The following is a 25983-nucleotide window of genomic DNA, read 5'->3' on the forward strand; positions in this document are numbered from 1 at the left end:
AATGAAGATTTATAAAACAATAGCATCTGTACTGGGCATAGGTTACGTAGGTAAGGGAGGCGGTACAATTGCGGCTTTGTTATATTGTATTATATGGTTATTGCTGCCTGCCGCCTATACAGATTCAGTCTGGCAGATGGTAATAACCATTTTTATTATTGTGGCGGGTGTTATATGCGGCAACGAAGTAGATGCGGTTTGGGGAAAAGACAGCAGTAAGGTGGTGATAGATGAAGTAGCCGGGATGGCCATTGCTTTATTATTTGTGCCACATAAACCGGCGTACGCTTTTATTGCACTTATGCTTTTCAGGTTTTTTGATATTGTGAAACCGCTTGGCATAAAATACCTGGAAAAGTGGCCCGGGGGTTGGGGCGTAATGGCGGATGATATACTGGCGGGCATTTATGCTCTGATACTTATTCAACTGCTGTTGCAAATTCAATATTTTTTGTAATGAAAACATTTCTAAAAGTAAATGTGGCTTCTTTAACTGCCAGTTTTTGCGATTACCTTGTTACCATTTTGCTGGTTAAGTTTTTATCTGCAGATCCTTTAATGGCGGGCGTTACGGGAACTGTTGTTGGAGGATTTGTAAATTTTTTCATTGGCAGGCATTGGGTTTTTAAGGTACGCGACCACTCAATGGGATTACAAGGCAGAAGATACCTTATAACATGGACGGGAAATTTATTTTTAAATACCGCCGGATTATATGTGCTGATTAAGCTGTTTAAAATTCAATATATAATTGCGAAAGTCACTGTTTCAATTATTGTGGCCTTTACATACAATTACCACATTCAGAAAAGGTATGTGTTTAAAAACAAGGGATGAAAATTAAAAATTGCCGGACGAAGCTGGGTGTGTTATTTTTTTTAATGCTGATGTGTGCCATTACAGTAACTGCCCAAACTTCGGTTAAAGGTTTTATAAGAGATGCTGTTACCCAGGAGCCGCTTGCATTTGTAAGTGTTTATTTCCAGGGAGGCAACGGCGTGACCAGTAATGACGACGGCAGCTACTCTATATCATCCAATAATGGCAGGTATACAGCGCTTGTATTTTCTTACACCGGTTACAAAAAAATAACAAAAAAAATTGTCCCGGGTACAGAGCAAACAATCAATATTGATCTGGAGACTACCAATTCTTTAAGCACGGTTGTTATAAAAGCAAAACGTGGTAAGTACAGAAATAAAAACAATCCTGCGGTAGAGTTAATTGATAAGGTAATTGCAAATAAAGAGAAAAACAGGATAACAGCATACGACTATGTGCAGTACCAGCAATATGAGAAGCTTGGTCTTTCTTTGACAAATAAGCCGGAAAAAATAATGAATAACCGGTTGTTTAAAAACTATAAGTTTATTCTTGAAAATGTAGATACTACAACGCTTGAAGGCAAAGCGTTGGTGCCTGTATACCTGGAAGAAAAGCTGGCTCAAAACTATTACAGAAAAAATCCGCTTAAAAACAAGTCTTACATACTGGCATCCAAAAAAGTGAATTATGGAGATTTAATTGATGATAAGGGGATCACCTCTTACCTTAAAAGATTGTATGCCGACATCAATATCTATGATAATAATATTGTTGTTTTAACTTCGCAATTCCTGAGCCCCATTGCTGATATGGCGCCAACATTTTACCGTTTTTTTATTACCGATACAGTTGAAAACGATGGTATCAAACTCATCAGACTAAACTTTATGCCCCGCAATACTACTGATCTTTTATTCAGGGGGGTAATGTATGTAACACTCGACGGCAATTATGGCGTGCAAAAAATTAATTTATCCGTCAGTAAAAAAGCAAATCTTAACTGGGCAAGAGAATTAAAAATTGACCAGAATTTTGAAAAGAATCCTGCAGATGGAAGGTATCATGTAATAAAGAGCAGTATGAAGGCTGAGTTTGCGCTACGGCAAAATTCAGCTTCCGGTATACTTGGTGAAAGAACGGTATCATTTAAAAATTTTGAAATTAATAAACCAGCTGCAGACACTACATATACAGGCAGTGATGAGGTGATAGTAAATACCCCCGGAAGTGAAAGCGACAGTTTCTGGATATCCAGCAGGCACCAGCAATTATCTAATGTAGAAGCAAAAGTGTATTCCAATATCGACAGTCTAAAAAACATGAAGTCGTTTAAGAATACACTCAAAATTGCCACCTTGCTTTTTTCGGGCTGGATTAAATTTGGTCCGATTCAGATCGGCAATACAAATACTTTTTACAGCTTTAATTCGCTGGAAGGTTTCAGGGCTAAGGTAGGTGGCCGTACCACCACTGATTTTAGCAAAAGGTTTTACCTGGAAGGTTATGGCGGCTATGGTTTTAAAGATAAGAAATACAAATACCTGCTTGCCGGTGCTTATTCTTTCAATGCCAAATCAATTTACACCTACCCGCTTAATTATGTAAAGTTTACCCGCCAGTATGAAACAGCTTTGCCCGGTCAGGAATTGGTTTTTGCACCGGAAGATAATTTTTTACTGTCTTTTAAAAGAGGTACAACTGATAAATGGTTTTACCAAAGCAGCTATAAGCTGGAGTATGTGCACGAATTTGGTAAAAACTTTACATATAAAATCCGCTACCAAAATTTAAAACAAACGCCGGCCGGCTCATTAGTTTTTGAAAAGCCTGCCAATATGGGATTAGATACTATACAAAACATTACCACTTCAGAATTTACTGCGGAATTAAGGTGGGCGCCGAATGAACAATTTTACCAGGGCATCAATTTCCGTACGCCTATCCGGAACAAATTTCCCATTTTTACACTGCGGTTACAAGATGGGATAAAAGGCTTTTTAAAGGGTCAGTATAATTACCAGCAGCTAACACTTGCCATTGCTAAACGATGTTATTTATCCCAGCTGGGTTATCTCGATGTAACGCTGGAAGGCGGTCATATTTTTGGGCAGGTGCCTTTTCCTTTGCTGGATATTCATCGTGCCAATCAAAGTTATGCCTATCAGCTGAATGCATATAACCTGATGAATTTTATGGAATTTGTAAGTGATAATTATGCAGCCGTTAATACTGATTTGTATTTAAATGGTTTTATTTTTAATAAGATTCCATTACTAAAAAAATTGAAACTGAGAGAAGTGGGTAGCTTTAAAATATTGTATGGTGGCTTAAGGGATGAAAATAATCCTGCAAAAAACCAGGATGTATATAATTTCCCAAAAGCCGGGCCATTGGGGGTTCCAACAACTTATTCATTAAGCAGGGCTCCGTATATGGAAGCAAGTGTAGGCATTGCAAATATTTTTAAGTTTTTACGGGTTGATCTTGTAAAAAGATTCGCCTACCTTGATCACCCCGACATTTCAACCTGGGGAATAAGAACGAGGGTTAAGTTTGATTTTTAATCATTAAAAGTTGAAAGTATGGAAGATACTTTAGTAAGAGACAAGCTGCAAAAAGGAATTTATAAAGTAATTAATCCACTGGTAAGGGGATTGATAAAAATTGGATTTACGCCAAACCTGGTAACAGTTACCGGGCTTGTATTAAATATTATGGTGGCGATTGTATTTATAAAAGGCGCCGAACAGGGTAACCGCGGTGATCTTTCCTACGTGGGTTGGGCTGGCGCATTGATTTTATTTGCCGGGCTGTTTGATATGCTCGACGGCCAGGTAGCCAGGTTGGGAAATATGAGTTCGTCTTTCGGCGCTTTGTTCGACTCAGTGTTAGACAGGTACAGCGAATTAATTATGTTTTTAGGTATTTGTTATTACCTGGTGTCGCATCACTATTTTATAAGTTCACTAGCTGCATTTATTGCCATGATAGGCTCTATGATGGTAAGCTATATCCGGGCACGAAGTGAAGGGTTGGGTATTCAGAACAGCGGAGGGTTAATGCAAAGGCCGGAAAGGGTGATTCTTTTGGCTTTATCTGCCATTGCATGTGGCATTACCGGTCACTTTATTGGGGGGAATTATAAATACTATGTGCCTGGCATTTCTTTTCATGTATTTGAAACGATGACGATTTTTACCCTGCCAATAGCAGTAATGGCAGTATTAACTAATATAACAGCAATTAAAAGACTAAGGAATGCAAAAAAGGCATTGGAGGCTAAAGGCCGGTAAACGAAAATTTATGAATTTAAAAAGATTATTTTTTATTGTAATTCTATTCATTGGTGAGCTTGTATTTAACTTTGCATTAGCGCAGGAAAAAGTTTTTCCTGTGCCGGAAGGCAATGCTAAACAGTTGTTTTTTTTGCAACGCACCCCTAATACCAATACCATAGTATGTGAATTAAATTATAAAGACGGAACGGTAGATAAAGAAGATCCCATTCGTGTTTTCTGGATACGCTACCAGGAAAAAGGGCAAATAGAAGACCTGAGTTATATACAAAGGAAATTCGCCTATGGGGTAAAGTCAAAAGCAATTGGTGAAAATAAGTACGAACTTAATTTTGTATCGTACAAAAAATACAAAATGTACCTGATGCTGTCGGCCGATAATCAATATCATGTGTTCACTACCATCAATAAAAAGCCTGCGATACTAACACGTATTTATGTTGCTATCAAGGGCGGCTCATTTTGGTCACCCAATGTGGAGTATGTTGAAGTGAGCGGAGTTGATCCGGCAACGCATTCACCGGTAACAGAGCGGTTAAAAATTTAATTCTACCATTTAAATTGACAGCAATGAAAAAGACATATGTTTCAAATTCTGAGGAATCGATAAGGATGTTTAAGAGTGATTTGATGGAAAGCCTTTCCAAGGTTCATTTTGCTGTACCCTTATTTATTTTTGTACCAGCTATTTTTATTTTTATATACAAAGCATTTTCAGCAGGCGCAAGTTTTATAAATTTTGGATTGTATTTTTTAATCGGCCTGGGAGTGTGGACGTTAACAGAATATGTTATGCACCGTTTTATTTTTCATTACCATCCGACTTCTGAATTTGGTAGAAAAGTACACTTTATATTTCACGGCGTTCACCATGATTATCCCAGGGATAAAAAACGCTTGGTTTTACCTCCATCGGTAAGTATTCCGCTGGCTACTTTGTTCTATTTTTTGTTTAAAAGCTTCCTGGTATCGCAATTGTTGTTTTCATTTTTTCCCGGATTTTTACTGGGCTACTTGTGTTATGATATGCTTCATTACGCTATGCATCATCATAATTTTAAAAGTGGCATCATGAAAAAAATTAAGCAGCATCACATGCTGCACCATTATCAGGATCCTGATAAGGGTTATGGCGTTAGCAGTTCGCTTTGGGATATCATTTTGCGAACTGGTTTTTCCAGGCAATCCAATAAAAGTTAATGACAAAAAATGTTACTGGTTTTTATTCTGTTAAGCAGGCAGCAATTGTAATTTGTATTGTTGCCATATACCTGCTGGCTTCCTTTTTTTTAATTGGGTTTAATTCGGACCAGCTGTTATTGTCTTTTATTTTTTGCGCAGCTTATTTCAGTACTGCCCTCAGCAGAAAATTCATTATTGGGTTTGCCATTTTCATAGTGTACTGGATCATATTTGACTATATGAAAGCGTTTCCCAATTACGCTTACAATGACGTCCATATCTTGCAATTGCACAATACAGAATTATCCTTCTTTGGTATTCATCACAATGAAAAACTGATAACCCCCAACGAATTTTGGTTGCTGCATTCCTGCGCTTTCCTCGATATCATGACAGGAGTGTTTTACCTGTGCTGGGTACCCGTACCGCTTGCGTTTGCGGCATGGTTATTTTTTAAGGACAAAGAAATTTTTTTACAGTTTGCGTTAACTTTTGTGCTGGTGAATTTTATAGGCTTTGTAATCTACTATGTTTATCCTGCGGCGCCACCCTGGTATTTTCAAAAATATGGAGCCGCTTTTATTGCCCATACGCCCGGCAATAGCGCAGGCCTTCAGCGATTTGATGACTATTTTAACGCCGGCATATTTAAAGGAATTTATGCCAAAAGCAGCAATGTATTTGCTGCTATGCCCTCTTTGCATTCGTCGTACCCGGTAATTGTATTATACTACGGCATACGGGAAAAATTGGGCTGGGTGAATATTGTATTTGCAATTGTAATGGCCGGCATTTGGTTTGCCGCTGTGTACACAAGCCATCATTATGTGCTAGATGTATTGGCTGGTATAACCTGCGCCATTGCAGGGATTGCTATCTTTCAGCAGCTGATATTAAGAGTGCCGTCAGTGCAGAAATTTTTGCGGTTTTATCATTCTAAAATATAGTGGCAATAGGAAAGGTTGGAGATGATAGTGAGCTAAACGTGGGGGTTTGAAACACTTAACTCTGATTAAGATTTGCCTCCAGGTCGTTCGGTTCAATTAGATCAGCCCTAAATATTTTACCCTAGAGTTACTGGAAGCCAATTTGATTTTTTATTTGCAAGTACTTCCAAGCAAGTTGTTGTTGCAATTATACCTTATCTTGCTGTTTCCTTCTAGTTCTTATGCTTATGAGAAATTCCTAAGCCACATTTGTATGAGTAGGCCTGCCAAAAATTGTATAAATAACCGCTCCAATAAATCCTAAGAAAATAGAAATTAATAACCAGATTAATTTTACAGAATCATTACTGAATTTTGTTTTTACTATTGACACAATAGTATAAATCCAAAAAAAAAGTCCGGCTATAACAGCTAACACAAAGAACCATTGAGCTCCATGGGGAATTGCAAATAGAAGTTTCATAAATTTTATTTTAAATTGAGGTTATTGAAATAAATTTTGATGATTTCAGAAAAATTGCTTTTAGGAACGAAAAAATTATTTGCTGCCGAGTTGTGACTAATAGTAAATATATAAGAAGTATTTCCATTTTCTATTTCAAAAGGGAAAAGCCCTTTTTCACACCAGTAAACAGGGTATGTAATATTTGCGAGCTTTTTCCACTTCAAATAGGCATCAGAATTAGAAAAATCCACCAATACTATAATATTATATTTTTCCTTTAATGAGGGTTTCTGTCCTTCCATTATAGCAAAAGTGCTGTCAGTACATGAATTACAGCCAATTTCTGTATACCTAACGATAAGTGTTTCTCGGTCTTTTTGTAATAAATTGGAAATTTTTTGTGGATTTATTTTATCCCCGTCAGACAGTTCAAAATATTTAAGACTACCAAATTCGTAGAACTTATTATTTTCCTTTCCGGAAATTTCAATTGTCTTTATTAAATAATCTTGTTTATATTTTAATAAATCCAATTGGGACATCTCGCTCTGTAAATCTACATATAGATTTTCATTAGCAATCAGTAATTTATTATAGAAATAAAGTGCGAAAAAAAATGAGACCACCAAGATCGAAAAAATTATTATAGTTGTTGTTTTTTTCATATAATAAATTTTGCTTTTACTACATAGAATTGATAAGGTGAGTCAGAAATAATATTTTTGAAAACACTGTTTGGGTAAAGTAATTTTTTAAGCTCAATGCCTGGAACAACTGAGATAAATTCATTAGACTGGTTGTCATAATAGATAAAATTGGGCAATTGCATGTTATAATTGATTGTATCAACTAACTTCCTTGCGCTAAACATTTCCTGATTTACACCTTTGTTGTATAACGTTACAAAAGGGTTTCCATAAAGTCCTGAAGTATCCTTTGATCGGATTAAAATATATTGAGGCGTTTCATTCCAAGCCCCCTGTAACATTGCGTAATTTTTAAAAAGTTCTGCACGTATGTTAGGTGAAATATGTCGATCCTTAAAAAGCTCCAGACTATCTTTTACGATTTTGAATATATCTTTTGGTGGATTGTTGTACCTATATTTTATTTCATATCTTTCAAACAACATATTATCCACAATATTATATACAATATTGTCGTACGATTTAATGAAACGAATAGAATCGCCTAATTTCGAAAAATGCTGTCCGTATATGGGCCAAAGAACACCTTGCAACTTCTTGTCGAAGAATTGATCTACCTTATTTATCTCAAGCTTGTCATCCAAAAATGCAATTGAATAGAACTTGTCATGAAACGGGCTATTGTAATCACTAAAGTTTGCATAACCGACATACCCGTTACCTGTGTTCATTAAGCTAATAAAATGATTTAGCTTTTTTGATTTAAACGATGAAGTGCGAACAAAAAGAGAATCAAATTTAATAACTTCCATTTGCGCATAGTCGTAAACTTCAAGGTCCCCATCTTTTGTAAGCCACATATCAGTCATATTTAATGGATAATTGACATTGTCACCTACCTTACAGACCAATTTGTTGAACGAGCCATCTGCATTGAATAAAAGAATCTTATTCGAATTTAAGCGATCATAAATTAAATATTTATTATGGGAGATAAGCACTTTGAAAACACTTGCAAAGTGATTTTTATCATCCTCGATTAATGGAATAATTTTTATTGACGCGATGTAGTTAGAAACATTTTTGACATCCAGAATTTTTGAATTATCAATACTTATTATTTGATGTGATTTAGAAGTAGTATTCGAACATGATGCTAACAACACGAAGCAGCCAATAAAAAAAAAGGGTTGTAGAAATTTCATATAAATTAACTTTTACTAAGACTATCTTAAAACTTAATTATCTGCCTAAAAAGAGAGATTAAGTTAATGTGTCTCAGCTACATAAATAAAGAGGCTGTATCACAAATATGATACAGCCTAAGCAATTTAGGGTGCAAGAACGCAATGTCTGTGGGTAATGGTACCGTAGCAGCCAAAACCCTCGCAATCGTAAGGAGCACCATATACCCCTGTGAAACTGCAAAAAGATTGTTGCCCTAAGTCGAAACCACAATTTAATACAGTGATGATATAACATCCTTGACCGTTCATCATAGGGGTTACGCTTTTGGAAGCACCCTTGGTACCTGAAAAAGCTATGTCATTAAATTTTGAGGAATTTTGTGCATGAGAACTTTGGAAACTTAGCACTGCAAAACTTCCTGCCAATATTACCGTCAGGGCTGTAAAAACTTTCAAAAAAGATTTTTTCATTTCTTTAAATTTTAAAGGTTTAAAAATTGCTTCTTGTTATGGGTCGGCTTTGTCATGTTAATGTAACTATGAAGACAAATTTTAATTTTTGGTTTGCTCGTTTATTGCTTTTGCAGGGCATACAGCATTCTCCCTTTATCCGAAGGCCATCGAAATATTTTAATAAAAAGTTGTATTGAAATGTTGGATACAAATATTTTGAGTACAAATACTTTAGAATGTTTTTGTCGAATAAAGGTTGTAAGAAGGTATTCAAAAATAAAATCGTATTTAGAATAATCTTACTACTTTTAAGATCATAATAACGAGCCATATTATCTTCCTAAGGAGAGAGGTTGAGTTAGCGTTTCTCAGGTTCATAAATACAAAGAGGCTGTATCACAAATATGATACAGCCCCAACAATTTTAAGGCGCAAGAACGCAATGTCTATGTGTAATAGAACCATAACAGCCGAAACCCTCACAATCGTAGGGAGCACCGTACACTCCAGTGAAACTACAGAAGGATTGTTGTCCTAAACCGAGACCGCAGTCTAGGATTGTGATGATATAGCATCCTTGACCGTTCATCATAGGCGTTACACTTTTGGAACCACCTTTGGCACTTGAAAAAACTACGTCGTTAAATCTTGAGGAATTTTGGGCATGTGACCTTTGGGAACTTAGCACCGCAAAACTTACTACCAACAAAACCATCAGTGTTGTGAAAATTTTCAAAAAAGATTTTCTTTTCATTTCTTAAGTTTTAAAAGTTAAAAATTGCCTCTTTTTCTGGCTTCGGCTTTGCCATGGTTGTCACTAAATAGCTATTTAATTTTTGGTTTGCTCGTTTATTGCTTTTGCAGGGCATACAGCATACTCCCTTTATCCGACGGCCATCGAAATATATTTATTAAAAAATTGCAGTGAAATGCTGGATACAAATATTTTAAGTAGGAATACTTTAGAATGTTTTGTGAAATAAAGGTGGTTAAAAGTTATTCAAAAATAAAATCCTATTTAGAATAATTTTACTACTTTTAAGATTATAATAACTACCCATATGTACGGCGAAAGAATTAGATACTATAGAAAACAAAAAGGGCTTAGTCAGGCTGAAATGGCGCAGGAACTCAACATGGAGCCAGCCAGCTACAGTAAAATAGAAACTAACAGAACAAGGCTGGCTACTGATGTATTGGAAAAAATTGCCGGTATATTGGATGTGTCGCCACTTGCAATTATGAAGGATGACCCTATTGTAGTAAACTTCAATGAAGTCGCAAATAACCACGGTACTGTAAACAGTTGGATAAATGCTGAAACAGTCTTCAATTATCAAAAAGAGTTGGTGGACGGAATTGTAGCCGCCAGAGATGCTGAAATAACTACTTTAAAAAATACGTTGGATATACAGCAAAAGCTACTACAGCAACAATCGGGTATTATAGAGAAATTGAGTGGAGGTAAGTAGGCCATTGCAATTGCAAAACATAGGTCTCACCATGACGCAGGAATAGGGAAGGTCAATGTGTTGTATAATGAAGCTTTCCTGTGTTGGAAGTTATTAACAAATGAAAGGTCTGCAACATGGAACTACTGGAAGAATCTCGATGATTAAAGAATAGTTACAAGTAACACAGGAAAGATACCTTCACTGACAAAAAAAGGCGCTCAATTTTTGAGCGCATTAATATCAGCCATCAGCTATTAATCATCAGGCAATCAACTTATTAATTTCATCCACCAATTCAGCTTTTGTAATTGGGATACCCATTATTTTATTGTACGGTTTCGCATCAACAAAATATACATCGCGGATAATTTTTACGAGCTGCCCGTTATTGATTTCAGGTATTAAAACATGATCGAAGTTTTTGATGATATCGCCCAGGTTTTTTGGGAAAGGACGGATATACCTGAGGTGAGCATGAGATACTTCAACGCCTTTGTCCTGTAAGTCTTTGCAGGCACTTTTAATGGTGCCGTAGGTGCTTCCCCAGCCCAGTACCAGCACCTTTCCTTTTTCAGCCCCGCTGTCTAATTTCTGTTCCGGTATATGTTCTGCAATCAGGTCTACCTTTTTTTGCCTGGTCTTCACCATGTGCTGGTGGTTCTCGGTATCATAACTGATATTACCGGTAACGTCTTGTTTTTCCAAACCGCCTACCCGGTGTTCAAGGCCCGGTGTGCCTGGTATCGCCCAGGGCCTAACCAGTCTTTCATCTCTTTTATAAGGTTGAAATTTGCCATTGGCATCCAGGTCCGAAGCATTGTTTTGAGATGCATAAGACACTTTTATTTCCTGTAATTCGGCAGCAGATGGAAATTTCCATGGCTCGGCACCATTGGCAATATATCCATCACTTAGCAAAATTACCGGCGTCATGTGTTGCAGACTGATTCTAACTGCTTCATACGCTGCACTGAAACAGTCGCTCGGAGTTGATGCAGATACAATGGGCATCGGGCATTCGCCATTGCGGCCATAATAAGCCTGCATCAAATCACTCTGTTCTGTTTTGGTAGGTAAACCCGTACTTGGTCCTCCGCGTTGTATGTTAATTATTATCAAAGGAATCTCCAGCATTACCGCCAGCCCCATTGCTTCTGCTTTTAATGCCATACCCGGGCCGCTGGTTGTTGTAACAGCAAGATTGCCACCGTAACTTGCACCGATGCTGGAAGCAATCGCAGCTATTTCATCTTCCGCCTGGAAGGTTTTAATCCCAAAATTTTTATACTTACTCAGCTCATGTAAAATATCACTGGCAGGTGTAATAGGGTAGCTGCCTAAAAATAAAGGCAGACCACTTTTTTGCCCGGCGGCGATTAAGCCGTAGGATAAAGCCTGGTTCCCCATGATAGACCGGTAAGTGCCTGATTCCATTTTTGCTTTCTCTACCGTATAACGGGTGGTGAAAGTTTCAGTAGTATCTCCGTAATTGAAACCAGCCTGCAAGGCCTTTATATTGCTTTCAAAAATCTCTGGTTTCTTTCCAAATTTTTCTTTTATAAACTGGATGGTGTTCTCCATATCCCGGTTGTACATCCAGTATAAAAAGCCCAGTACAAACATATTTTTTGCACGGTCTTTTTCCTTCATGCCCATGGTAAAATCCTTCAGGGCTTCCCGGGTCATTTTGGTAACATCCATTTTGATCAGCTGGTAACTGTCAAGACTATGATCTTCCAATGGATTAACACCTTCCGGATAATTGGCAAGACGCAGGTTTTTTGAATCAAAACCTTCTATGTTAGCAATAATAATACCGCCCGCTTTAAGGGTTTTTAAATTCACTTTTAAGGCAGCCGCATTCATTGCTACTAGTACGTCACTGGCATCACCGGGAGTAAAAATACGGTCGCTGCTAAAGCGCAACTGGTAGCCACTCACGCCCGGAACAGTACCGATGGGGGCACGTATCTCGGCCGGAAAATCGGGGAAAGTTGCCAGGTCAATGCCCAGCAAGGCAGTGTTGTTGGTAAACTGGCTTCCGGTCAATTGCATACCATCGCCGCTATCGCCTGCAAATTTGATTACTACTTCGGGTAAAACCTGGTCTGATCTCATATGTTTTTATAAATTACTGCAAGTTACAACCATTTCTATTTGTGCCAACTGGCTTTTGATCTTTATATATTGGGCAGCAAAGAGGAAGAATTGTCGCAAAATTAGCCAATTCACCAACGCTGATTGCAAAAAAATATTGGATAATGCGCAAATTATTAAAACACTAAAAATTCGTAGCATGACATTTTCTGAAGAGAAAAATTAACAGCACTACAATAAATCAATTACAGAGACTGTTATAAATTGAATTAATTTTACACCCTAAAAAACAACAACTATGTCTCTATTCAAATCAGGTAATCCAGCTTTATCAGAGAAAAATTTTCAATCGGTTTTTGTTGGCGCCAACAGCGACGCCATGACGATGAAGGGAACGCTCAACAAGTTTGGCTTTATGTTGCTGATGCTAATGGGTTCGGCTTTTTATTCATGGAAAGAATACGCCCGCGGAGGAAATGTGCAGCCACTTATCTGGACCGGTTTAATCGGTGGTTTAATTCTTGCCTTTGTAATTATTTTTAAAAAGGAATGGTCCGGTTATCTTGCTCCTTTATACGCTTTGATGGAAGGCCTTTTTTTAGGCGCCATCTCAGCCATGTACAATGATGCGTTTGCAACCAAAGCACCCGGTATTGTAATGAATGCAGTGGGACTGACATTTGGTACCGCTGCCGCTATGTATTTTTTATACAGCTTTAAAATCATCAGGGCTACAGAAAAATTTAAAGCCGTGATTATTATGGCAACAGCAGGCATCGCCATTTTTTACCTGATTGCAATGGTGCTGAGAATGTTCAACGTTGACATTGCTTTTTTGCATGAAGGGTCTTTAATGGGCATTGGGTTTTCATTAGTGGTGGTGGTAATAGCCGCACTAAATCTTATTTTAGACTTTGATATGATTGAGCAGGGGTCTGCGGCCGGCGCCCCAAAATACATGGAGTGGTATGGTGCATTTGGGTTAATGGTAACCATTGTTTGGTTGTACCTGGAGATATTAAGACTACTGGCAAAACTGAGCGACAGGAAATAACCAGTTTTTAAAATTATATAATTAAAAACGGCTGGCTCTTTAAATTGAGTCAGCCGTTTTGTTTGTTACAGACTATCTATCAGTTCTTTCACTTTTCCTTTTATAAAATCCCGCACTTCGTTGAACTGTTCTGGTGCCATGTGTTTGGGATCGGGTATCTGCCAATCAATAAATTGTTTGGCGGGCATCCATGGACAGGCATCGCCGCAACCCATTGTTACCACTGCATCAAAAGGTGCAAATGCTTTTACTTCGTCCAGGCTTTTACTGTCGTGTGTACTTAAATCGTAACCCAGTTCTTTCATGGCCGCAATGGCTTTAGGGTTTACAACGCCACTTGGTTTACTGCCTGCACTGTAAGCTTCCACATTTTCGCCGCCAATCATTTTTGCAAAGGCCTGGCTCATTTGAGAACGGTTGCTGTTTTCGATGCAGACAAAAAGTAATTTCTTTGGCAGCACTTTGTTTGCTTCTGTAGAAGAATTATTCATCACTAAATGGTATGTTTTTATTTAAGGTAGATGGTGTTGTTTTTTGTTACTGAACGGCTGATTTTAAATAGTATTTTTTTCTGAACCAGAACGCCACATTTACCAGTGCGATTAAAGCCGGAACTTCAACCAGCGGACCGATAACGCCTGCAAATGCCTGGCCACTGTTGATACCAAATACGCCAATCGCTACAGCGATCGCCAGTTCAAAATTGTTGCCTGCGGCTGTGAATGCGATCGAAGCATTGGTGGAATAATCAGCCCCCATTTTTTTGCCAATGAAAAAGCTAATGACAAACATGGTGGCAAAATAAATTACCAGCGGAATCGCTATCCTGATAACATCCAGCGGTATCTGAACAATCAGTTCGCCTTTTAAACTGAACATTACAACGATGGTAAACAACAAGGCAATGAGTGTAATGGGCGAAACAAAAGGAATAAATTTATTTTGATACCAGTCAGCTCCTTTTGCTTTTAAAAGAAAAAAACGTGTTAGAAAACCGGTTGCGAAAGGAATGCCAAGGTAGATGCCAACGCTTGTTGCAATTTGCCCGATACTAATGTCAACAACAGAGCCCGTAATGCCAAACAAGGGTGGTAAAATAGTAATAAAAACATAGGCATAAACGCTGTATAACAATACCTGGAAAATACTGTTCAATGCCACCAACCCTGCGGCATATTCCCTGCTACCTTCTGCCAGTTCGTTCCATACAATTACCATGGCAATGCAACGTGCAAGCCCGATCAGTATTAATCCGATCATGTATTCGGGATAGCCATGCAAAAAAATGATAGCCAGGAAAAACATCAGTACGGGACCTATCACCCAATTTAACAATAAAGAAGCACCCAAAACTTTTGTGTTTTTAAAAACTACGTGCAGTTGATCATACCTCACTTTGGTAAAGGGCGGATACATCATCAGGATTAACCCGATGGCCAATGGAATATTGGTAGTGCCGGTGGAAAAGGAATTAATAAATTTGGATGAAGACGGAAAGAAATAGCCAATGGCTACGCCCGCAGCCATGGCTATAAAGATCCAGCCTGTAAGGTACCTGTCTAAAAAGCCCAGTTGTTTTCTTTCACTTGCCGGAGCACAATTATTTGAGGCCATATTTTGTGTTGATGATAAATAATTAATTGCAGCACCCGGGTTCGCAACAAGTCGCTTTTTCTGTAGCAGGCTTTTCTGCATATACCGTAACACTTGTTAGTCTTGCCCCACCGGTTTTGTATTCATTGATTTCTTCAGCACTAAAATGATTGCTTAAAATATCCTCCGGTATAATGATGGGTTTAGCCTTTTGCAGTGTAATATTTGTAAAACCTGCAGCACCAATAAAGTCAAGATAAACCTGCTTTTGAATAGCCCCGGAAACACAGCCTGAATACATTTCCGCAACCTCTTTCCATTTAGCCGGCAACTCGCCTTCCAGTACAATATCTGAAATGGAGAAGTGACCGCCGGGTTTCAGTACCCTGAAAATTTCTTTAATCACTGCCTCTTTATTCGGCACCAGGTTCAATACACAATTACTCACTACCACATCTGCAATGCCTGATGTAACCGGCATTTTTTCAATATCACCCTGCCGGAACTCTACATTGTGAAAGCCAATTTTTTCAGCGTTCGCCCTTGCCTTATCAATCATGGCGGTTGTAAAATCGATGCCAATTACTTTTCCTTTTTCGCCGGTCTGCCTTCTTGCTATAAAGCAATCGTTGCCTGCACCACTGCCAAGATCAATCACCGTATCGCCTTCTTTTATTTTGGCGAATTCAGTTGGTAAGCCGCAGCCCAAACCCAGGTCTGCATCCGGATTGTAGCCTTCCAGCGTAGTATAGTCATCGCTCATAATATTGTACACTTCGGTACTGCAGCCACCAGCACCGCAGCAACTGGATTGGTTGGTGGCTTTATCCTGTAAGGCGATTTCGCTGTATTTCTGTCTTACCATTTCTTTTAATTCATTTTCTGTTTGCATATCATTTATTTTAAAAAGTTAACAACATGATTTTTCGTTTTTGATTTTCAGGTTGGTGAACAGCCAGCTGAATTCCTGGTTAAATTTTTCAAATGCTTTCCAGTTAATGCAATAGCAACTGCGTGGACCATCAACGCTTCCATTGATGAGGCCTGCACTTTTTAATTCTTTTAAATGCTGCGATACGGTGGATTGCGCCAGCGGCAATATTTCAACAATCTCTCCGCAAATACATTCGTTTCGTTGAGCCAGCACTTTTAAAATTGCAATACGGGCAGGGTGGGCCAATGCTTTTGCAAAAGCTGCCAGGTCCTGTTCCTTCTGGGTAAATTCTTCTTTTTTATGAACAGCCATAATCTTTAATCTTATATCGCAAATATACGATTAATCAATTTCAATTTCCAAATAAAAAATAAAAAAGCCCCACTCTGCAGTGAGGCTTTCAGTATAAAAGCTTGTTTTTTATTCCCTTCCATCCAGTAAATTACCAAGGCCGCCTAAAATACTGCCTTCTTCTTTTCTGCCACCCATTTGTGGTGCGTACCGTATAATTCTGCCTGCCAGCCTGCTGATGGGTAAAGATTGTAACCATACTTTTCCCGGTCCTGTCATCAGGGCAAAATACAAACCTTCGCCACCAAACATCCAATTTTTAATACCGCGGATAAATTCAATATCGAAATCAATGCCCGGAGTATACGCTACTACACAACCTGTATCCACTTTTAATATCTCACCGGGCGCCAGTGTTTTTTCTATTACATAACCACCTGCATGTGCAAAGGCCAGTCCATCACCTTCCAGTTTTTCCATGATAAAACCTTCGCCTCCAAAAATACCGGTGCCTAGTCTTTTCTGAAATTCGATACCTATACTTACACCTTTGGCAGCGCATAAAAAAGCATCTTTCTGTGCGATGATTTTTCCACCTAATTCCTTCAAATCGAACACCACAATTTTGCCGGTGTAAGGCGCGGCAAAACTTACTTTCTTTTTGCCCTGCCCAACATTGGTAAATGCGGTCATGAACAAACTTTCACCTACCAGTAAACGCTTGCCCGCACTGAATAATTTACCCAGCAAACTATTATCCTGCTGCTGACTGCCATCGCCAAATATCGTTTGCATTTCTATGCCGTTTTCCATCATCATAAATGCACCACTTTCAGCAATAGCGGTTTCGTTGGGGTCCAGTTCAATTTCAACAAACTGTAATTCCTCGCCAAAAATTTTGTAGTCAATTTCGTGATTTGAAATCATATAATTTTTTTATAAAGATACAGAGCTGAATAAATATTGCATGTTTATTATCAGCTTATTTTACCTGCTGTAATTTTTATTTGGCCACACTTTAAGCAGTCAGGGGAACCATACAACGCACGTCTTTATCACAGGTATACATTTCAAGACAATAGCCATTCGGATCAATGCCCGGGTATGCAAGCAGGGTTTTAAATGCGTTGCCAATTGCGGTAGTATCGTCACAAAAATCAGCAATGAATTCACTGATATAATTTCCCTTTTTTATGGTGAAAGATTCAAAGCCTGTTTGCTCAGCTTCATTGTCATACATAGCCTCGGCAGCAGCCTTATAAATAATAGCACCATTTTTACCAGGATATGAAATACCTGCAAATTTTCTTCGATCAGTGTCAGGCAATTCGTTGTGTAATATTTTATGTGCCTTCAAAACACCCTGCGGGAAGGAATCTGCCTGCTGACACAGTACGTTGATATCTTCTTCTATAACAAAAATTTCCATTTTAAAATTTTTATGAAAATGATTAATTGCCGCCACTGTTATCGCCCTAACGTCTGCATGGCTTTTTGCCTGCACCGAATTGCTGAACTATTGCATCCGGAACAACTATGCCGGTAGCCGTTTTGCCTGCCTGGAAAAGGGGTGTTCTAAATTTCATTTTTAATTATTATTTGCTGAATGATTAAGCGGTTTTTCCTTTAAAACTGGCATAGATCGCCATGGCATGTCCATGCCCCAAATCAAAATCTTCTTTCAGCCATTTTACAATTTCGCCTGCTTTTACACCTTCTTTCAGCCAACCTTTTTTTTCGGCAAGTTGTTTGAAATCTGCAGGCGATTTACCTGTCTTTGCTTTTATATTATCAATGTAAGCCTGGAATGACATGAGGTTAAAATTTATAAGCTGAGCGGTTTTAGTTTGCTGTCGTTTATTTTGTGGTAATTTATATAGGAAACGATTAAAACAGCCAGCACAATCAACGGAAAAAATGCAGCGCCTTTTAAACCGTCCACAGCCCAGTTACTAAAAAAGGCGCTTAGAAAATCAAAGGTAAATCCGGCATAAGCCCACTCTTTAACCCGTGCAGGTATTTGTGGTATAATCAATACCAATGCACCCAATACTTTAAATACGGTAAGCATCACGCCAAAATAATCAGGATAACCTAAATGCCGTATGCCTTCTTTTGCCATTTCTGTTTGGGAAGTCAATGCAGGCATTACGCCCTCAAACAAAAAGATTAGCGTAGTACTTACCCAGAAAATAATTTTAGCAGATTTCATATTGTGTTGTTTTTAGATTGAAAATTAAAGTGTTTGATTCTTATCGAAATTGAGCAACCAATGATTGCCATATTTGTCTGTAAGATCACCGAAGAGTGCGCCCCAGAATGTATTTTCCAACGGATGCGATGCCTGCCCTTCAGCCGAAAGTTTTTTATAACAATCTTTTATGGCAGCTTCACTTTCACATGCCAGCATCAGGGAAACCGCATTGCCTTTATGCAAGCCCTGTTCGCTTACCATGTCAGACCCCATCAGCAATAATGAACCGTTAGAAAGCTGTGCATGTAAAATATAATCCTTCATATCCGGTGGCATTTTATCCGCCATCGGCGATTCTCCGATTGTTTGTATTTTTAATTCGCCGCCCAGCACATCTTTATAAAAACTCATGGCTTCGCGGCAATTACCACCAAAGGTTAAGTAAGGGTTGATGTTTGACATAGTATTTTATTTACCGTAAAAATTATCCAGCAGCCTTTAAAAGTCAGGTAAAATTTCAGCTGTGCAACCTTTGGTTGTAAGCCAATTTTTAAAATGAAGAGCTTCGAATTGCTGCGTACCATAAACCACTCTTAATATTTTGTCGCCATCTGAAAGGTCGAAATTTGCCTTATAGCCAGTGAAAGTTTGATGGATTTCTTCAATTAGTCTGCTTGCCTTTTCAGGACAATGAATGTTGGTGCTGAAAACCTCTATGATATCTTTGCGTTTAACTAATCTGCAATTTCGCCGCAGGTTACCCTGATTACCAAAGGCTTGCCCGTGCCAGATTTATGAGTGGTGGGGAACGGGTATTTTATCTTTTCGACCTGTAAAACTTTGCATCCGGGAATAACTTTATCAATTTGATTTTGTCTTTTTGATGCTTTTACTTTTTTCTTTCTCCAGGTTTTCTTTCATCCTCGCTTTTACTATTTTTTTTATCAACGCAACCGGAAGCGGCTTATCGGCAGGAAAGCGGATGGCACCCTTTGAAGTACCAAAAGGCTTCAGATCTTCTTTAAATTCTTCTACCGTTGTTGAGTTCCAGGGATAAAATCCATAATGTTCTTTTGCTGCAGCAAACCCAACCAGCATGCCATGGTATTTAAAAGAAGGCATTCCATAACTGATAATTTCCTCAGCCTCCGGTGCGACGGCTTTGATGGTCTGGCGCAGCTTTTCAAGACTTGCCTGTGCACTTGCCGGCTGGTTTAAAATGTAATTGTCGATGTTTGTTGCAGCGATTTTCATGATGGCTTTTTATTTATAATAATGAAAAATAGATCCTGAAATTAAATGCTTTCTATATAGTTTTTAAAGTTATCGAGTATGGCCTGCCAGCCTCCCTTTTGCATCTCGGGCGAATTGGTTGTTTCTGCTTCAAAGCTTTCAATCACTTTGCATTTGTCGCCTTCTTTTACAAAATCAACTTTTACAGTTCTGCCGTCTGCAATTCCATATTCAATGGTTTGGTATTGCTGAACGTTGGTGTAGACGCCTTCAAAATCAAAACCCATCGATCCATCTTTTGCTTCCATACGGGTTAAGAATTTGCCACCGGTACGGAGGTCATTGGTAGCTTTTGGGGCATGCCAGTCATCTGAAGCCTGGCACCATTTTACGATGTGCTCTGGTGCTGTGAAGCATTCCCATGTTTTTTCTATTGGAGCATCAATTGTAGTTTCTACGGTGATGATGATTTTTTCTGCTGTTGTTGAATCAGTCTGTTGCATGTTGTGTGATTTTTAATTGCCGGCACTTTTAAAGCCTGCAGATGAAAAGAGTAGTTGAATTTTTTTACAATACAAAGATGCAATTCTGCCAACGAAAATTCAAGTGTAAAAACGACATTAGGAGGGGTTGATTACGACAATTAAGCTGCCTATATTTGTTGCATGAAAAATGTCTCTATACTTGTTCCGGAAACCGCTGTGATAGAAGCCGTTGCCGATCCGCATTACATGTTTAAAGCAGTGAATCAGTTTCTGCAGGTGGCTGGTAAGGAACCCCTGTTTAATGTGCAACTGGTGGGGCTTTCAAAGGAAATTAAATTAGACAACTGCGTCTTTTCCGTACACACAGATGCACTGCTAAAGGATGTAAAAAAGACCGACCTCATTTTTATTCCGGCGGTAAGTGGTAATATGGAAAAAGCCATTGAATTGAACAAGGGTTTGCTGCCGTGGATTGTTGAACAATATAACAACGGATCGGAAGTGGCTTCGCTTTGTGTGGGTGCTTTTTTGCTGGCAGCTACCGGTTTACTGAAAGGAAAAAAATGTTCTACACACTGGAATATGACCAACGATTTCAGAACAATGTTTCCGGAAGTAGAGCTGGTGGATGGCAGTATTATTACAGAAGAACAAGGTATTTATTCAAGCGGTGGTGCTACCTCTTACTGGAACCTGTTATTGTACCTGGTTGAAAAATATACTGACCGGGATACTGCTATACTGGCCTCCAAATATTTTGCAATTGATATTGACCGCGACAGCCAGTCATCGTTTATGATGTTCCAGGGACAGAAGGAACATGAAGATGCGGAAATTATAACCACACAGGAGTTTATAGAAAACAATTACCAGGAAAAAATTACGGTGGATGAGCTGGCGGACATGGTAGCCGTTGGAAGAAGAAGTTTTGAACGCAGGTTTAAAAAAGCCACGAATAATACAGTGGTAGAATATATTCAGCGGGTAAAAATTGAAGCCGCTAAAAGAAAATTTGAAAGCAGCCTGAAGAATATTAACCAGGTAATGTATGACGTGGGTTACACCGATACCAAGGCTTTCAGAACAGTGTTTAAAAAAATTACCGGGCTTACGCCAATTGAATACCGTAATAAATATAACAAGCCCGCAGTAAATTAAGACTGGCTTATTTTCTCCATTAAATTATTTAAAAGGGATTGCAGCGCTTGGATAGTTGCCGCATCTGTTATGGTGCCGTCGGGGCTCATTTTATTTTTGATGTTGCCAATACTTATAGAAGATTGTGCATCGAACCTGGTGCCCAATGCGGTAAGGGTTAACAGTAAAGAAGCGAGTGCTTTATCACCACCTGAATAGAGCGGAGAAGCACTGATTGCTGCAATTGGTTTTTCATTGAGCTCACCGGATGATACCAGCCAATCCAATGCATTTTTTAATGAGCCGGGTATTCCAAATGCATATTCCGGCGTTGAAAAAATAACGCCAGCCGCCTTGCTAATTTGTTTACGGAAATCATTTACAAATTTATCGCCTGCTTCTATATCAGGACTAAAGTGGGGTAGCTTTTCAAGCCCGTTTACTATGCTGATGTGTACGTTTTCCGGTGCTAATGCGGCAATGGTTTTCAGGATATTTGTGTTGGAGGAAGTTGACTTTAAACTTCCTGAAATGGCTGCAATATTCATGCTGTTATATTTTGAAATGCGATGTCGACTGCAAAATACTATGAAATAATTTTATTCAATAAAATCTGTGTGTTAAATGCCTGCTTGTTGAACCTTAACAAAAAATCTCAAAAAGCCCGGCCATAATCAACTGCCCAATGGCTGCCGGATAGGAGACGAATGGCGGGAGTAACCCTGGCGACGGTTGTAAACCCGGCCAGCGGTCGGGGAGGGCTTGCAACGGATAGCAGGAACAACAGCACAGGGAAAAATGAATGTTCACAGTCCCAAATTGAATGCATAAAAAATGCCGCCATTCGCAGGCGGCATTTTTGTAAACAACTTCTGATTTATAACCAGCTTCCGTTCCAGGTTTTGCTGGAGGCGGTATCATTTTGTAATCTTCTTTTTCTGCGTCTCACATCCCTGTTGTGCCGGAAGGCAGTGATAATCATCAGCGGCATAAACAAAAATATCAATGGCGGTATGCCCATAAAGCTGATCCATTTACCGCCGAACATATTGCGCATCGGGCGTTTTAATCTTTCAGCAATCAGGTACATCGCGGGTACAATTACCAGGGTCATAAAGAAGGCGAATGCCAAACCAAAGATGATCGTCCAGCTCAATGGTTTCCAGAATGCCACGTTATCGCCACCAAAATAAATGTGCGGATTTAATTCGGAAAACAACGTGACAAAGTTAATGTTGAAACCTACTGCAATCGGGATAAAAGCAAGGATGGCTGCGAGGGCGGTTAACAATACCGGGATGATGCGTGTTTTACCGGCTTGTATTACTGCTTCCCTTGTTTTCATGCCGCGACCTCTTAATTCATCTGCAAACTCTATCACCAAAATGCCATTTTTTACCACGATACCGGCAAGACCTACGATACCCAAACCGGTCATTAAAACAGACACTTCCATACCAGTTATGGCGAAGCCAAGGAGCACACCTATTACACTAAAAATAATTTCGGTAAGAATGATAATCGGTTTGCTCACACTGTTAAATTGTATTACCAGTACCAGTAAAATCAACCCTAATGCATAAGCCAGGGCTCTTGAAAGAAAGGCACCTGTTTCTGCCTGTTGTTCGCCTTCCCCGGTTTGTTTAATTGTAACACCGTCTGCTTTTCCTTTAAAGGCATTAATGTAGTTGGTAATAATGGCATTTACAGAAGTGGCATTGTATCCTTTTGTAGTAAGCACATTGCTGCGCAGTGTAATGACACGTTTTTGATTTTTACGTTTGATACTTCCAAACGTACTGGTGGGTTCTATTTTAACGAGTGCACTGATGGGAATATTTTTTACAGCTCCTCCAACGGCCATGTCGCGGAAAGATACCCGCATATTTAAGAGGTTGCTTAAATCCTTTCGCTGCAGTTCATTGTTGCGCAACTGAATTTTATATTCGTCTTTTCCTTCTTTAATTTTTGATATTTCACGGCCAAATAAACCGGTACGGATTGCCTGGCCAATCTGGGCCGAAGACACTCCTTGTATCAATGCACGCTCCCTGTCAACAGTCAATGTTATTTCAGGATTGTTTAAATCAACATCCATTTTCAATTCCTCTACACCGGGCACCTGTATAGAGTCTAAATAATTTTTAAGGTTAACCGCCGTTTTCACCAGGCCATCAAAATCTTCACTGGACACTTCAATGTTTATCGGTGGATCAGTAGGCGGACCACTGCTTTCCTGGTCAACACTTATTTCAGCACCTGGTATGCCTTTCATTTCAGCCCGTATCTCATCAAGATAGGGTTTGGTTGATTTACCATGTCTTTTTTCGTATTCTACAAATGATACCTGTATACGGCCCAGTTCGCTTCGTGTGCTCCTGTCGCCGCTGGAAGGGTCGCCTGCGCCAATGGCCACGTTGCTGATGACACTCTCAACAATGGGATTTTGTTTGTTGGTTTCGGGATCTACGCCCAACACTCTGTTCACTCTTTTTTCGAGCAGATGGGTCACCGAATCGGTATACTCTACACTGGTACCTACGGGCAATTTCAGGTACACAAAAATCTGGTTTGGATCTGCCTTTGGAAAAAATGCGATTCCTACACGTCCGCTTTGTATTGATAATACAAATACAATTACCGAAATTATTAACAACCCGACGGTACCTAATAAAAGATGCACCGGCCGCCAGCCCTTTAATGCCCAGCGTAATAAATTTTCGTAATGCCCCATAATCCATGGTAATGCATGGTTTTGAAAATAATGAATGGCATCTGTAAGAAAATATTTATTTAATACCACCAGCAGCATAAAGAAAATGAGCAGGTTGCCCAGGAAGGTAAACCCGGTAACATCCAGTAAAACACCGGCTGCTACGGCAATCCAAAAAGCAGGTTTTTTAAAGATCGCTGATTTTGGTTCTTTCGCTTCACCTTCGGGGTGGTTCATAAAGTCTACTGCAAAAACGGGATTCATTATAAACGCAACTACCAGTGATGCTGCTAACGTAAAGATGAGCATGGTTGGTAAATACACCATAAAGCGGCCAATAATTCCAGGCCAGAACAGCAGTGGAAAGAAAGGCGCCAGCGTTGTGAGCGTACCAGCTAATACCGGTATGAAGACTTCGCCTGCAGCCATTTTGGCTGAGGTATTAATTGTCATTCTTCCTGCCCCCTGTACAAATATGCGGTGGGTATTTTCTATTACAACAATGGCGTCATCCACAATAATACCGAGGCCAAATAATAACGCAAACAGCACGATAAAGTTGAGTGTAACATGGGTGCCTACGATGAGATCCGCACCTGGTAAAAATACAAATGCCAGGAACATGCTCAACGGTACAGACAGCGCCACAAAGAAGGCGTTGGTTACCCCCATAAAAAACATCAGTACAATCAATACCAAAATAAAACCGATGATGATGGAAGTTACCAGGTCATTAAATGAAGTCCTGGTTTTAATGCTTTGATCGCCGGTGATGACCGTTTTTAAATCTTCAGGATATAAAACACCTTTCGCTTCTGCTACTGCTTTTTTAATACCATCGCTTGTTTCAATCAGGTTTTCGCCGCTGCGTTTAATAATGTTAAGTGTAACCACATTTTTGCCATCCAGCCGGGCGAAACTTTCGGCATCCTTTGTCGTGTCTTTTATAACGGCAATATCTTTTAAATAAATCGGCGCACCGCCTGTGTTGCGCACCAGCACTTCTTCAATATCGTATTTGGTTTTAAACTGGCCTTTCAGCTGCAGGTTACGTTTCATAGAACCCACGTCCAGCAAGCCTCCGGAGATATCCATGTTTTCCCTTTGTACCGCATTTGCGATATCATCAAAGGTTACGCCTGCGGTTTGCATACGGTAGTTGTCTACGTTAATCTGAAATTCCCGTTCAGGAGCTCCAACTATATCAATGCGGTTAATTTGTGGCACATCTTCCAGTTTATCTTTTAAATCGTCCGCAAATTTTTTCAGCCGGGTCATGTCATAATCGCCACTCATGTTTACATACATAATCGGTACGTCGCTCAGGTTTACCTCCAAAGCCGTAGGTACCTGGGTAAGATCTGTTGGTAAATCCTGCTTGGCCTTATCCATGGCGTCCTTTACTTTTTGCAGCGCCACGTCGGTTTTAACATCTGTATCAAACTCTACAACTATGGCAGAATAGTCCTGCTGTGACGTGCTGGTAAATTTTTTGATCTTGGCACCGGTAATACCCTTTATCTGTTTTTCAAGGGGCCTTGTAACCAGGTTTTCTATATCCTTTGGCGAGTTACCTACATAAATTGTTTGTACATAAATAGTCGGTATCACAATATCCGGAAACTGTTCTTTGGGTAAAGTAACAAACTGGTAAATTCCCATCAGCGATACAAACAACATCACCAGGTAGATGGTGGTTTTGTTGCCGATACTCCAGGAGGTTGGTTTAAATTCTTTAAACTTGTTTTTAATTTTTTCTATTGAACTCATACAAATTAGTTTTACGCCCGATCTCCAAAAAGAGTTGGTGCGATTG

28 protein-coding genes are annotated in these 25983 nt (G+C 39.2%); 10 read left to right on the forward strand and 18 right to left on the reverse strand.

The window, feature by feature from the left end:
- Nucleotide 1: 1 nt before the first annotated feature.
- From JWR61_RS04005 to JWR61_RS04035, 7 genes are read left to right on the forward strand one after another with little or no spacing between them, the layout of a single operon-like run.
- The gene (locus JWR61_RS04005) at nucleotides 2–457 is read left to right on the forward strand and encodes a phosphatidylglycerophosphatase A (protein ID WP_301926564.1); all 456 of its coding nucleotides are present in this window, start codon (nucleotides 2–4) and stop codon (nucleotides 455–457) included.
- A complete protein-coding gene (locus JWR61_RS04010) occupies nucleotides 457–837 on the forward strand; it encodes a GtrA family protein (protein WP_301926565.1) in 381 nt (126 codons plus the stop codon). Before JWR61_RS04005 ends, JWR61_RS04010 begins: the two co-directional genes overlap by 1 nt.
- Nucleotides 834–3389: a DUF5686 and carboxypeptidase-like regulatory domain-containing protein gene (locus JWR61_RS04015; RefSeq protein ID WP_301926566.1), complete on the forward strand. Its 2556-nt coding sequence runs from the start codon at nucleotides 834–836 to the stop codon at nucleotides 3387–3389. Before JWR61_RS04010 ends, JWR61_RS04015 begins: the two co-directional genes overlap by 4 nt.
- 18 nt (nucleotides 3390–3407) lie before the next feature.
- Entirely contained in the window at nucleotides 3408–4118 is a 711-nt protein-coding gene (locus tag JWR61_RS04020) for a CDP-alcohol phosphatidyltransferase family protein (RefSeq protein ID WP_301926567.1), read from the forward strand.
- 10 nt (nucleotides 4119–4128) lie between these two features.
- The gene (locus tag JWR61_RS04025; RefSeq protein WP_290340597.1) at nucleotides 4129–4668 is read left to right on the forward strand and encodes a DUF4833 domain-containing protein; all 540 of its coding nucleotides are present in this window, start codon (nucleotides 4129–4131) and stop codon (nucleotides 4666–4668) included.
- A 23-nt stretch (nucleotides 4669–4691) separates the two neighbouring features.
- Entirely contained in the window at nucleotides 4692–5321 is a 630-nt protein-coding gene (locus JWR61_RS04030; RefSeq protein ID WP_290340596.1) for a sterol desaturase family protein, read from the forward strand.
- Nucleotides 5321–6250, forward strand: coding sequence for a phosphatase PAP2 family protein (locus JWR61_RS04035; RefSeq protein WP_301926568.1), 930 nt, complete (start codon nucleotides 5321–5323; stop codon nucleotides 6248–6250). Before JWR61_RS04030 ends, JWR61_RS04035 begins: the two co-directional genes overlap by 1 nt.
- A 238-nt stretch (nucleotides 6251–6488) precedes the next feature.
- On the opposite strand, the gene JWR61_RS04040 is transcribed toward JWR61_RS04035, so the two are convergent.
- From JWR61_RS04040 to JWR61_RS04055, 4 genes are all read right to left on the reverse strand, one after another.
- On the reverse strand, nucleotides 6489–6713 hold the full coding sequence (locus JWR61_RS04040; protein ID WP_301926569.1) for a PLDc N-terminal domain-containing protein: 225 nt from the start codon (nucleotides 6711–6713) through the stop codon (nucleotides 6489–6491).
- 5 nt (nucleotides 6714–6718) lie between these two features.
- On the reverse strand, nucleotides 6719–7360 hold the full coding sequence (locus tag JWR61_RS04045) for a hypothetical protein (RefSeq protein WP_301926570.1): 642 nt from the start codon (nucleotides 7358–7360) through the stop codon (nucleotides 6719–6721).
- On the reverse strand, nucleotides 7357–8547 hold the full coding sequence (locus JWR61_RS04050) for a 6-bladed beta-propeller (RefSeq protein WP_301926571.1): 1191 nt from the start codon (nucleotides 8545–8547) through the stop codon (nucleotides 7357–7359). Before JWR61_RS04050 ends, JWR61_RS04045 begins: the two co-directional genes overlap by 4 nt.
- Nucleotides 8548–8673: 126 nt before the next feature.
- Nucleotides 8674–9000 (reverse strand): hypothetical protein, encoded by a 327-nt coding sequence (locus JWR61_RS04055; RefSeq protein WP_301926572.1) that lies wholly within the window; start codon nucleotides 8998–9000, stop codon nucleotides 8674–8676.
- 1043 nt (nucleotides 9001–10043) lie between these two features.
- Here JWR61_RS04055 and JWR61_RS04060 point away from each other — a divergent pair.
- Nucleotides 10044–10454: a helix-turn-helix domain-containing protein gene (locus tag JWR61_RS04060; RefSeq protein WP_301926573.1), complete on the forward strand. Its 411-nt coding sequence runs from the start codon at nucleotides 10044–10046 to the stop codon at nucleotides 10452–10454.
- Nucleotides 10455–10697: 243 nt separating this feature from the next.
- Here the strand turns inward: JWR61_RS04060 and JWR61_RS04065 are convergent, their stop codons facing one another.
- Complete coding sequence (locus JWR61_RS04065) at nucleotides 10698–12554, reverse strand: 2-oxoacid:acceptor oxidoreductase subunit alpha (protein WP_301926574.1); 1857 nt, start codon at nucleotides 12552–12554, stop codon at nucleotides 10698–10700.
- Nucleotides 12555–12831: 277 nt separating this feature from the next.
- Here JWR61_RS04065 and JWR61_RS04070 point away from each other — a divergent pair, with 277 nt between their 5' ends.
- Nucleotides 12832–13587 carry a Bax inhibitor-1/YccA family protein gene (locus tag JWR61_RS04070; protein ID WP_301926575.1) on the forward strand — a complete coding sequence of 252 codons (756 nt, stop codon included), beginning with the start codon at nucleotides 12832–12834 and terminating at the stop codon, nucleotides 13585–13587.
- A 65-nt stretch (nucleotides 13588–13652) separates the two neighbouring features.
- On the opposite strand, the gene JWR61_RS04075 is transcribed toward JWR61_RS04070, so the two are convergent.
- The 11 genes from JWR61_RS04075 to JWR61_RS04125 form a co-directional block, all read right to left on the reverse strand.
- A complete protein-coding gene (locus JWR61_RS04075; RefSeq protein WP_301926576.1) occupies nucleotides 13653–14078 on the reverse strand; it encodes an arsenate reductase ArsC in 426 nt (141 codons plus the stop codon).
- Nucleotides 14079–14124: 46 nt separating this feature from the next.
- On the reverse strand, nucleotides 14125–15201 hold the full coding sequence (arsB, locus tag JWR61_RS04080; protein WP_301926577.1) for an ACR3 family arsenite efflux transporter: 1077 nt from the start codon (nucleotides 15199–15201) through the stop codon (nucleotides 14125–14127).
- Between the two features lie 22 nt (nucleotides 15202–15223).
- Nucleotides 15224–16072: an arsenite methyltransferase gene (locus JWR61_RS04085; protein WP_301926578.1), complete on the reverse strand. Its 849-nt coding sequence runs from the start codon at nucleotides 16070–16072 to the stop codon at nucleotides 15224–15226.
- A gap of 18 nt (nucleotides 16073–16090) precedes the next feature.
- Complete coding sequence (locus JWR61_RS04090) at nucleotides 16091–16426, reverse strand: helix-turn-helix transcriptional regulator (RefSeq protein WP_301926579.1); 336 nt, start codon at nucleotides 16424–16426, stop codon at nucleotides 16091–16093.
- A gap of 108 nt (nucleotides 16427–16534) precedes the next feature.
- Nucleotides 16535–17329: a TIGR00266 family protein gene (locus JWR61_RS04095; RefSeq protein ID WP_301926713.1), complete on the reverse strand. Its 795-nt coding sequence runs from the start codon at nucleotides 17327–17329 to the stop codon at nucleotides 16535–16537.
- Between the two features lie 94 nt (nucleotides 17330–17423).
- Nucleotides 17424–17834 carry a hypothetical protein gene (locus tag JWR61_RS04100; protein ID WP_301926580.1) on the reverse strand — a complete coding sequence of 137 codons (411 nt, stop codon included), beginning with the start codon at nucleotides 17832–17834 and terminating at the stop codon, nucleotides 17424–17426.
- Nucleotides 17835–18015: 181 nt separating this feature from the next.
- Nucleotides 18016–18219, reverse strand: a complete 204-nt coding sequence (locus tag JWR61_RS04105; RefSeq protein WP_301926581.1) for a DUF4287 domain-containing protein — start codon at nucleotides 18217–18219, stop codon at nucleotides 18016–18018.
- Nucleotides 18220–18230: 11 nt separating this feature from the next.
- Nucleotides 18231–18617 (reverse strand): DoxX family protein, encoded by a 387-nt coding sequence (locus JWR61_RS04110; protein WP_301926582.1) that lies wholly within the window; start codon nucleotides 18615–18617, stop codon nucleotides 18231–18233.
- Between the two features lie 24 nt (nucleotides 18618–18641).
- Nucleotides 18642–19061 carry a VOC family protein gene (locus tag JWR61_RS04115; protein ID WP_301926583.1) on the reverse strand — a complete coding sequence of 140 codons (420 nt, stop codon included), beginning with the start codon at nucleotides 19059–19061 and terminating at the stop codon, nucleotides 18642–18644.
- Nucleotides 19062–19460: 399 nt separating this feature from the next.
- Complete coding sequence (locus JWR61_RS04120; protein ID WP_301926584.1) at nucleotides 19461–19853, reverse strand: iron chaperone; 393 nt, start codon at nucleotides 19851–19853, stop codon at nucleotides 19461–19463.
- Between the two features lie 41 nt (nucleotides 19854–19894).
- Nucleotides 19895–20335 carry an SRPBCC family protein gene (locus tag JWR61_RS04125; protein WP_290340579.1) on the reverse strand — a complete coding sequence of 147 codons (441 nt, stop codon included), beginning with the start codon at nucleotides 20333–20335 and terminating at the stop codon, nucleotides 19895–19897.
- A 162-nt stretch (nucleotides 20336–20497) separates the two neighbouring features.
- Here JWR61_RS04125 and JWR61_RS04130 point away from each other — a divergent pair, with 162 nt between their 5' ends.
- Entirely contained in the window at nucleotides 20498–21475 is a 978-nt protein-coding gene (locus JWR61_RS04130) for a GlxA family transcriptional regulator (RefSeq protein WP_301926585.1), read from the forward strand.
- Here JWR61_RS04130 and JWR61_RS04135 read toward each other — a convergent pair.
- Together JWR61_RS04135 and JWR61_RS04140 are read right to left on the reverse strand one after the other, a co-directional pair.
- Nucleotides 21472–22002 carry an NADPH-dependent FMN reductase gene (locus tag JWR61_RS04135; protein ID WP_301926586.1) on the reverse strand — a complete coding sequence of 177 codons (531 nt, stop codon included), beginning with the start codon at nucleotides 22000–22002 and terminating at the stop codon, nucleotides 21472–21474. The two genes, JWR61_RS04130 and JWR61_RS04135, sit on opposite strands and share 4 nt — an antisense overlap.
- A gap of 329 nt (nucleotides 22003–22331) precedes the next feature.
- Nucleotides 22332–25937 (reverse strand): efflux RND transporter permease subunit, encoded by a 3606-nt coding sequence (locus JWR61_RS04140; protein ID WP_301926587.1) that lies wholly within the window; start codon nucleotides 25935–25937, stop codon nucleotides 22332–22334.
- Nucleotides 25938–25983: the final 46 nt, after the last annotated feature.

The sequence above is a fragment of the Ferruginibacter sp. genome (assembly GCF_028288465.1).
GTDB lineage: Bacteria > Bacteroidota > Bacteroidia > Chitinophagales > Chitinophagaceae > Ferruginibacter.

Excerpts from the sequence above, each read along its gene's own strand:
- JWR61_RS04075 (WP_301926576.1), bottom strand. The coding sequence starts at position 14,078 with ATGAATAATTCTTCTACAGAAGCAAACAAAGTGCTGCCAAAGAAATTA.
- JWR61_RS04110 (WP_301926582.1), bottom strand. The coding sequence starts at position 18,617 with ATGAAATCTGCTAAAATTATTTTCTGGGTAAGTACTACGCTAATCTTT.
- JWR61_RS04030 (WP_290340596.1), top strand. The coding sequence starts at position 4,692 with ATGAAAAAGACATATGTTTCAAATTCTGAGGAATCGATAAGGATGTTT.
- JWR61_RS04085 (WP_301926578.1), bottom strand. The coding sequence starts at position 16,072 with ATGCAAACAGAAAATGAATTAAAAGAAATGGTAAGACAGAAATACAGC.
- JWR61_RS04010 (WP_301926565.1), top strand. The coding sequence starts at position 457 with ATGAAAACATTTCTAAAAGTAAATGTGGCTTCTTTAACTGCCAGTTTT.
- JWR61_RS04005 (WP_301926564.1), top strand. The coding sequence starts at position 2 with ATGAAGATTTATAAAACAATAGCATCTGTACTGGGCATAGGTTACGTA.
- JWR61_RS04135 (WP_301926586.1), bottom strand. The coding sequence starts at position 22,002 with ATGAATATTGCAGCCATTTCAGGAAGTTTAAAGTCAACTTCCTCCAAC.
- JWR61_RS04100 (WP_301926580.1), bottom strand. The coding sequence starts at position 17,834 with ATGGAAATTTTTGTTATAGAAGAAGATATCAACGTACTGTGTCAGCAG.
- JWR61_RS04045 (WP_301926570.1), bottom strand. The coding sequence starts at position 7,360 with ATGAAAAAAACAACAACTATAATAATTTTTTCGATCTTGGTGGTCTCA.
- JWR61_RS04065 (WP_301926574.1), bottom strand. The coding sequence starts at position 12,554 with ATGAGATCAGACCAGGTTTTACCCGAAGTAGTAATCAAATTTGCAGGC.
- JWR61_RS04125 (WP_290340579.1), bottom strand. The coding sequence starts at position 20,335 with ATGCAACAGACTGATTCAACAACAGCAGAAAAAATCATCATCACCGTA.
- JWR61_RS04130 (WP_301926585.1), top strand. The coding sequence starts at position 20,498 with ATGAAAAATGTCTCTATACTTGTTCCGGAAACCGCTGTGATAGAAGCC.
- JWR61_RS04140 (WP_301926587.1), bottom strand. The coding sequence starts at position 25,937 with ATGAGTTCAATAGAAAAAATTAAAAACAAGTTTAAAGAATTTAAACCA.
- JWR61_RS04090 (WP_301926579.1), bottom strand. The coding sequence starts at position 16,426 with ATGGCTGTTCATAAAAAAGAAGAATTTACCCAGAAGGAACAGGACCTG.
- JWR61_RS04035 (WP_301926568.1), top strand. The coding sequence starts at position 5,321 with ATGACAAAAAATGTTACTGGTTTTTATTCTGTTAAGCAGGCAGCAATT.
- JWR61_RS04015 (WP_301926566.1), top strand. The coding sequence starts at position 834 with ATGAAAATTAAAAATTGCCGGACGAAGCTGGGTGTGTTATTTTTTTTA.
- JWR61_RS04070 (WP_301926575.1), top strand. The coding sequence starts at position 12,832 with ATGTCTCTATTCAAATCAGGTAATCCAGCTTTATCAGAGAAAAATTTT.
- JWR61_RS04060 (WP_301926573.1), top strand. The coding sequence starts at position 10,044 with ATGTACGGCGAAAGAATTAGATACTATAGAAAACAAAAAGGGCTTAGT.
- JWR61_RS04020 (WP_301926567.1), top strand. The coding sequence starts at position 3,408 with ATGGAAGATACTTTAGTAAGAGACAAGCTGCAAAAAGGAATTTATAAA.
- JWR61_RS04105 (WP_301926581.1), bottom strand. The coding sequence starts at position 18,219 with ATGTCATTCCAGGCTTACATTGATAATATAAAAGCAAAGACAGGTAAA.
- JWR61_RS04025 (WP_290340597.1), top strand. The coding sequence starts at position 4,129 with ATGAATTTAAAAAGATTATTTTTTATTGTAATTCTATTCATTGGTGAG.
- JWR61_RS04120 (WP_301926584.1), bottom strand. The coding sequence starts at position 19,853 with ATGAAAATCGCTGCAACAAACATCGACAATTACATTTTAAACCAGCCG.
- arsB (WP_301926577.1), bottom strand. The coding sequence starts at position 15,201 with ATGGCCTCAAATAATTGTGCTCCGGCAAGTGAAAGAAAACAACTGGGC.
- JWR61_RS04050 (WP_301926571.1), bottom strand. The coding sequence starts at position 8,547 with ATGAAATTTCTACAACCCTTTTTTTTTATTGGCTGCTTCGTGTTGTTA.
- JWR61_RS04055 (WP_301926572.1), bottom strand. The coding sequence starts at position 9,000 with ATGAAAAAATCTTTTTTGAAAGTTTTTACAGCCCTGACGGTAATATTG.
- JWR61_RS04040 (WP_301926569.1), bottom strand. The coding sequence starts at position 6,713 with ATGAAACTTCTATTTGCAATTCCCCATGGAGCTCAATGGTTCTTTGTG.
- JWR61_RS04115 (WP_301926583.1), bottom strand. The coding sequence starts at position 19,061 with ATGTCAAACATCAACCCTTACTTAACCTTTGGTGGTAATTGCCGCGAA.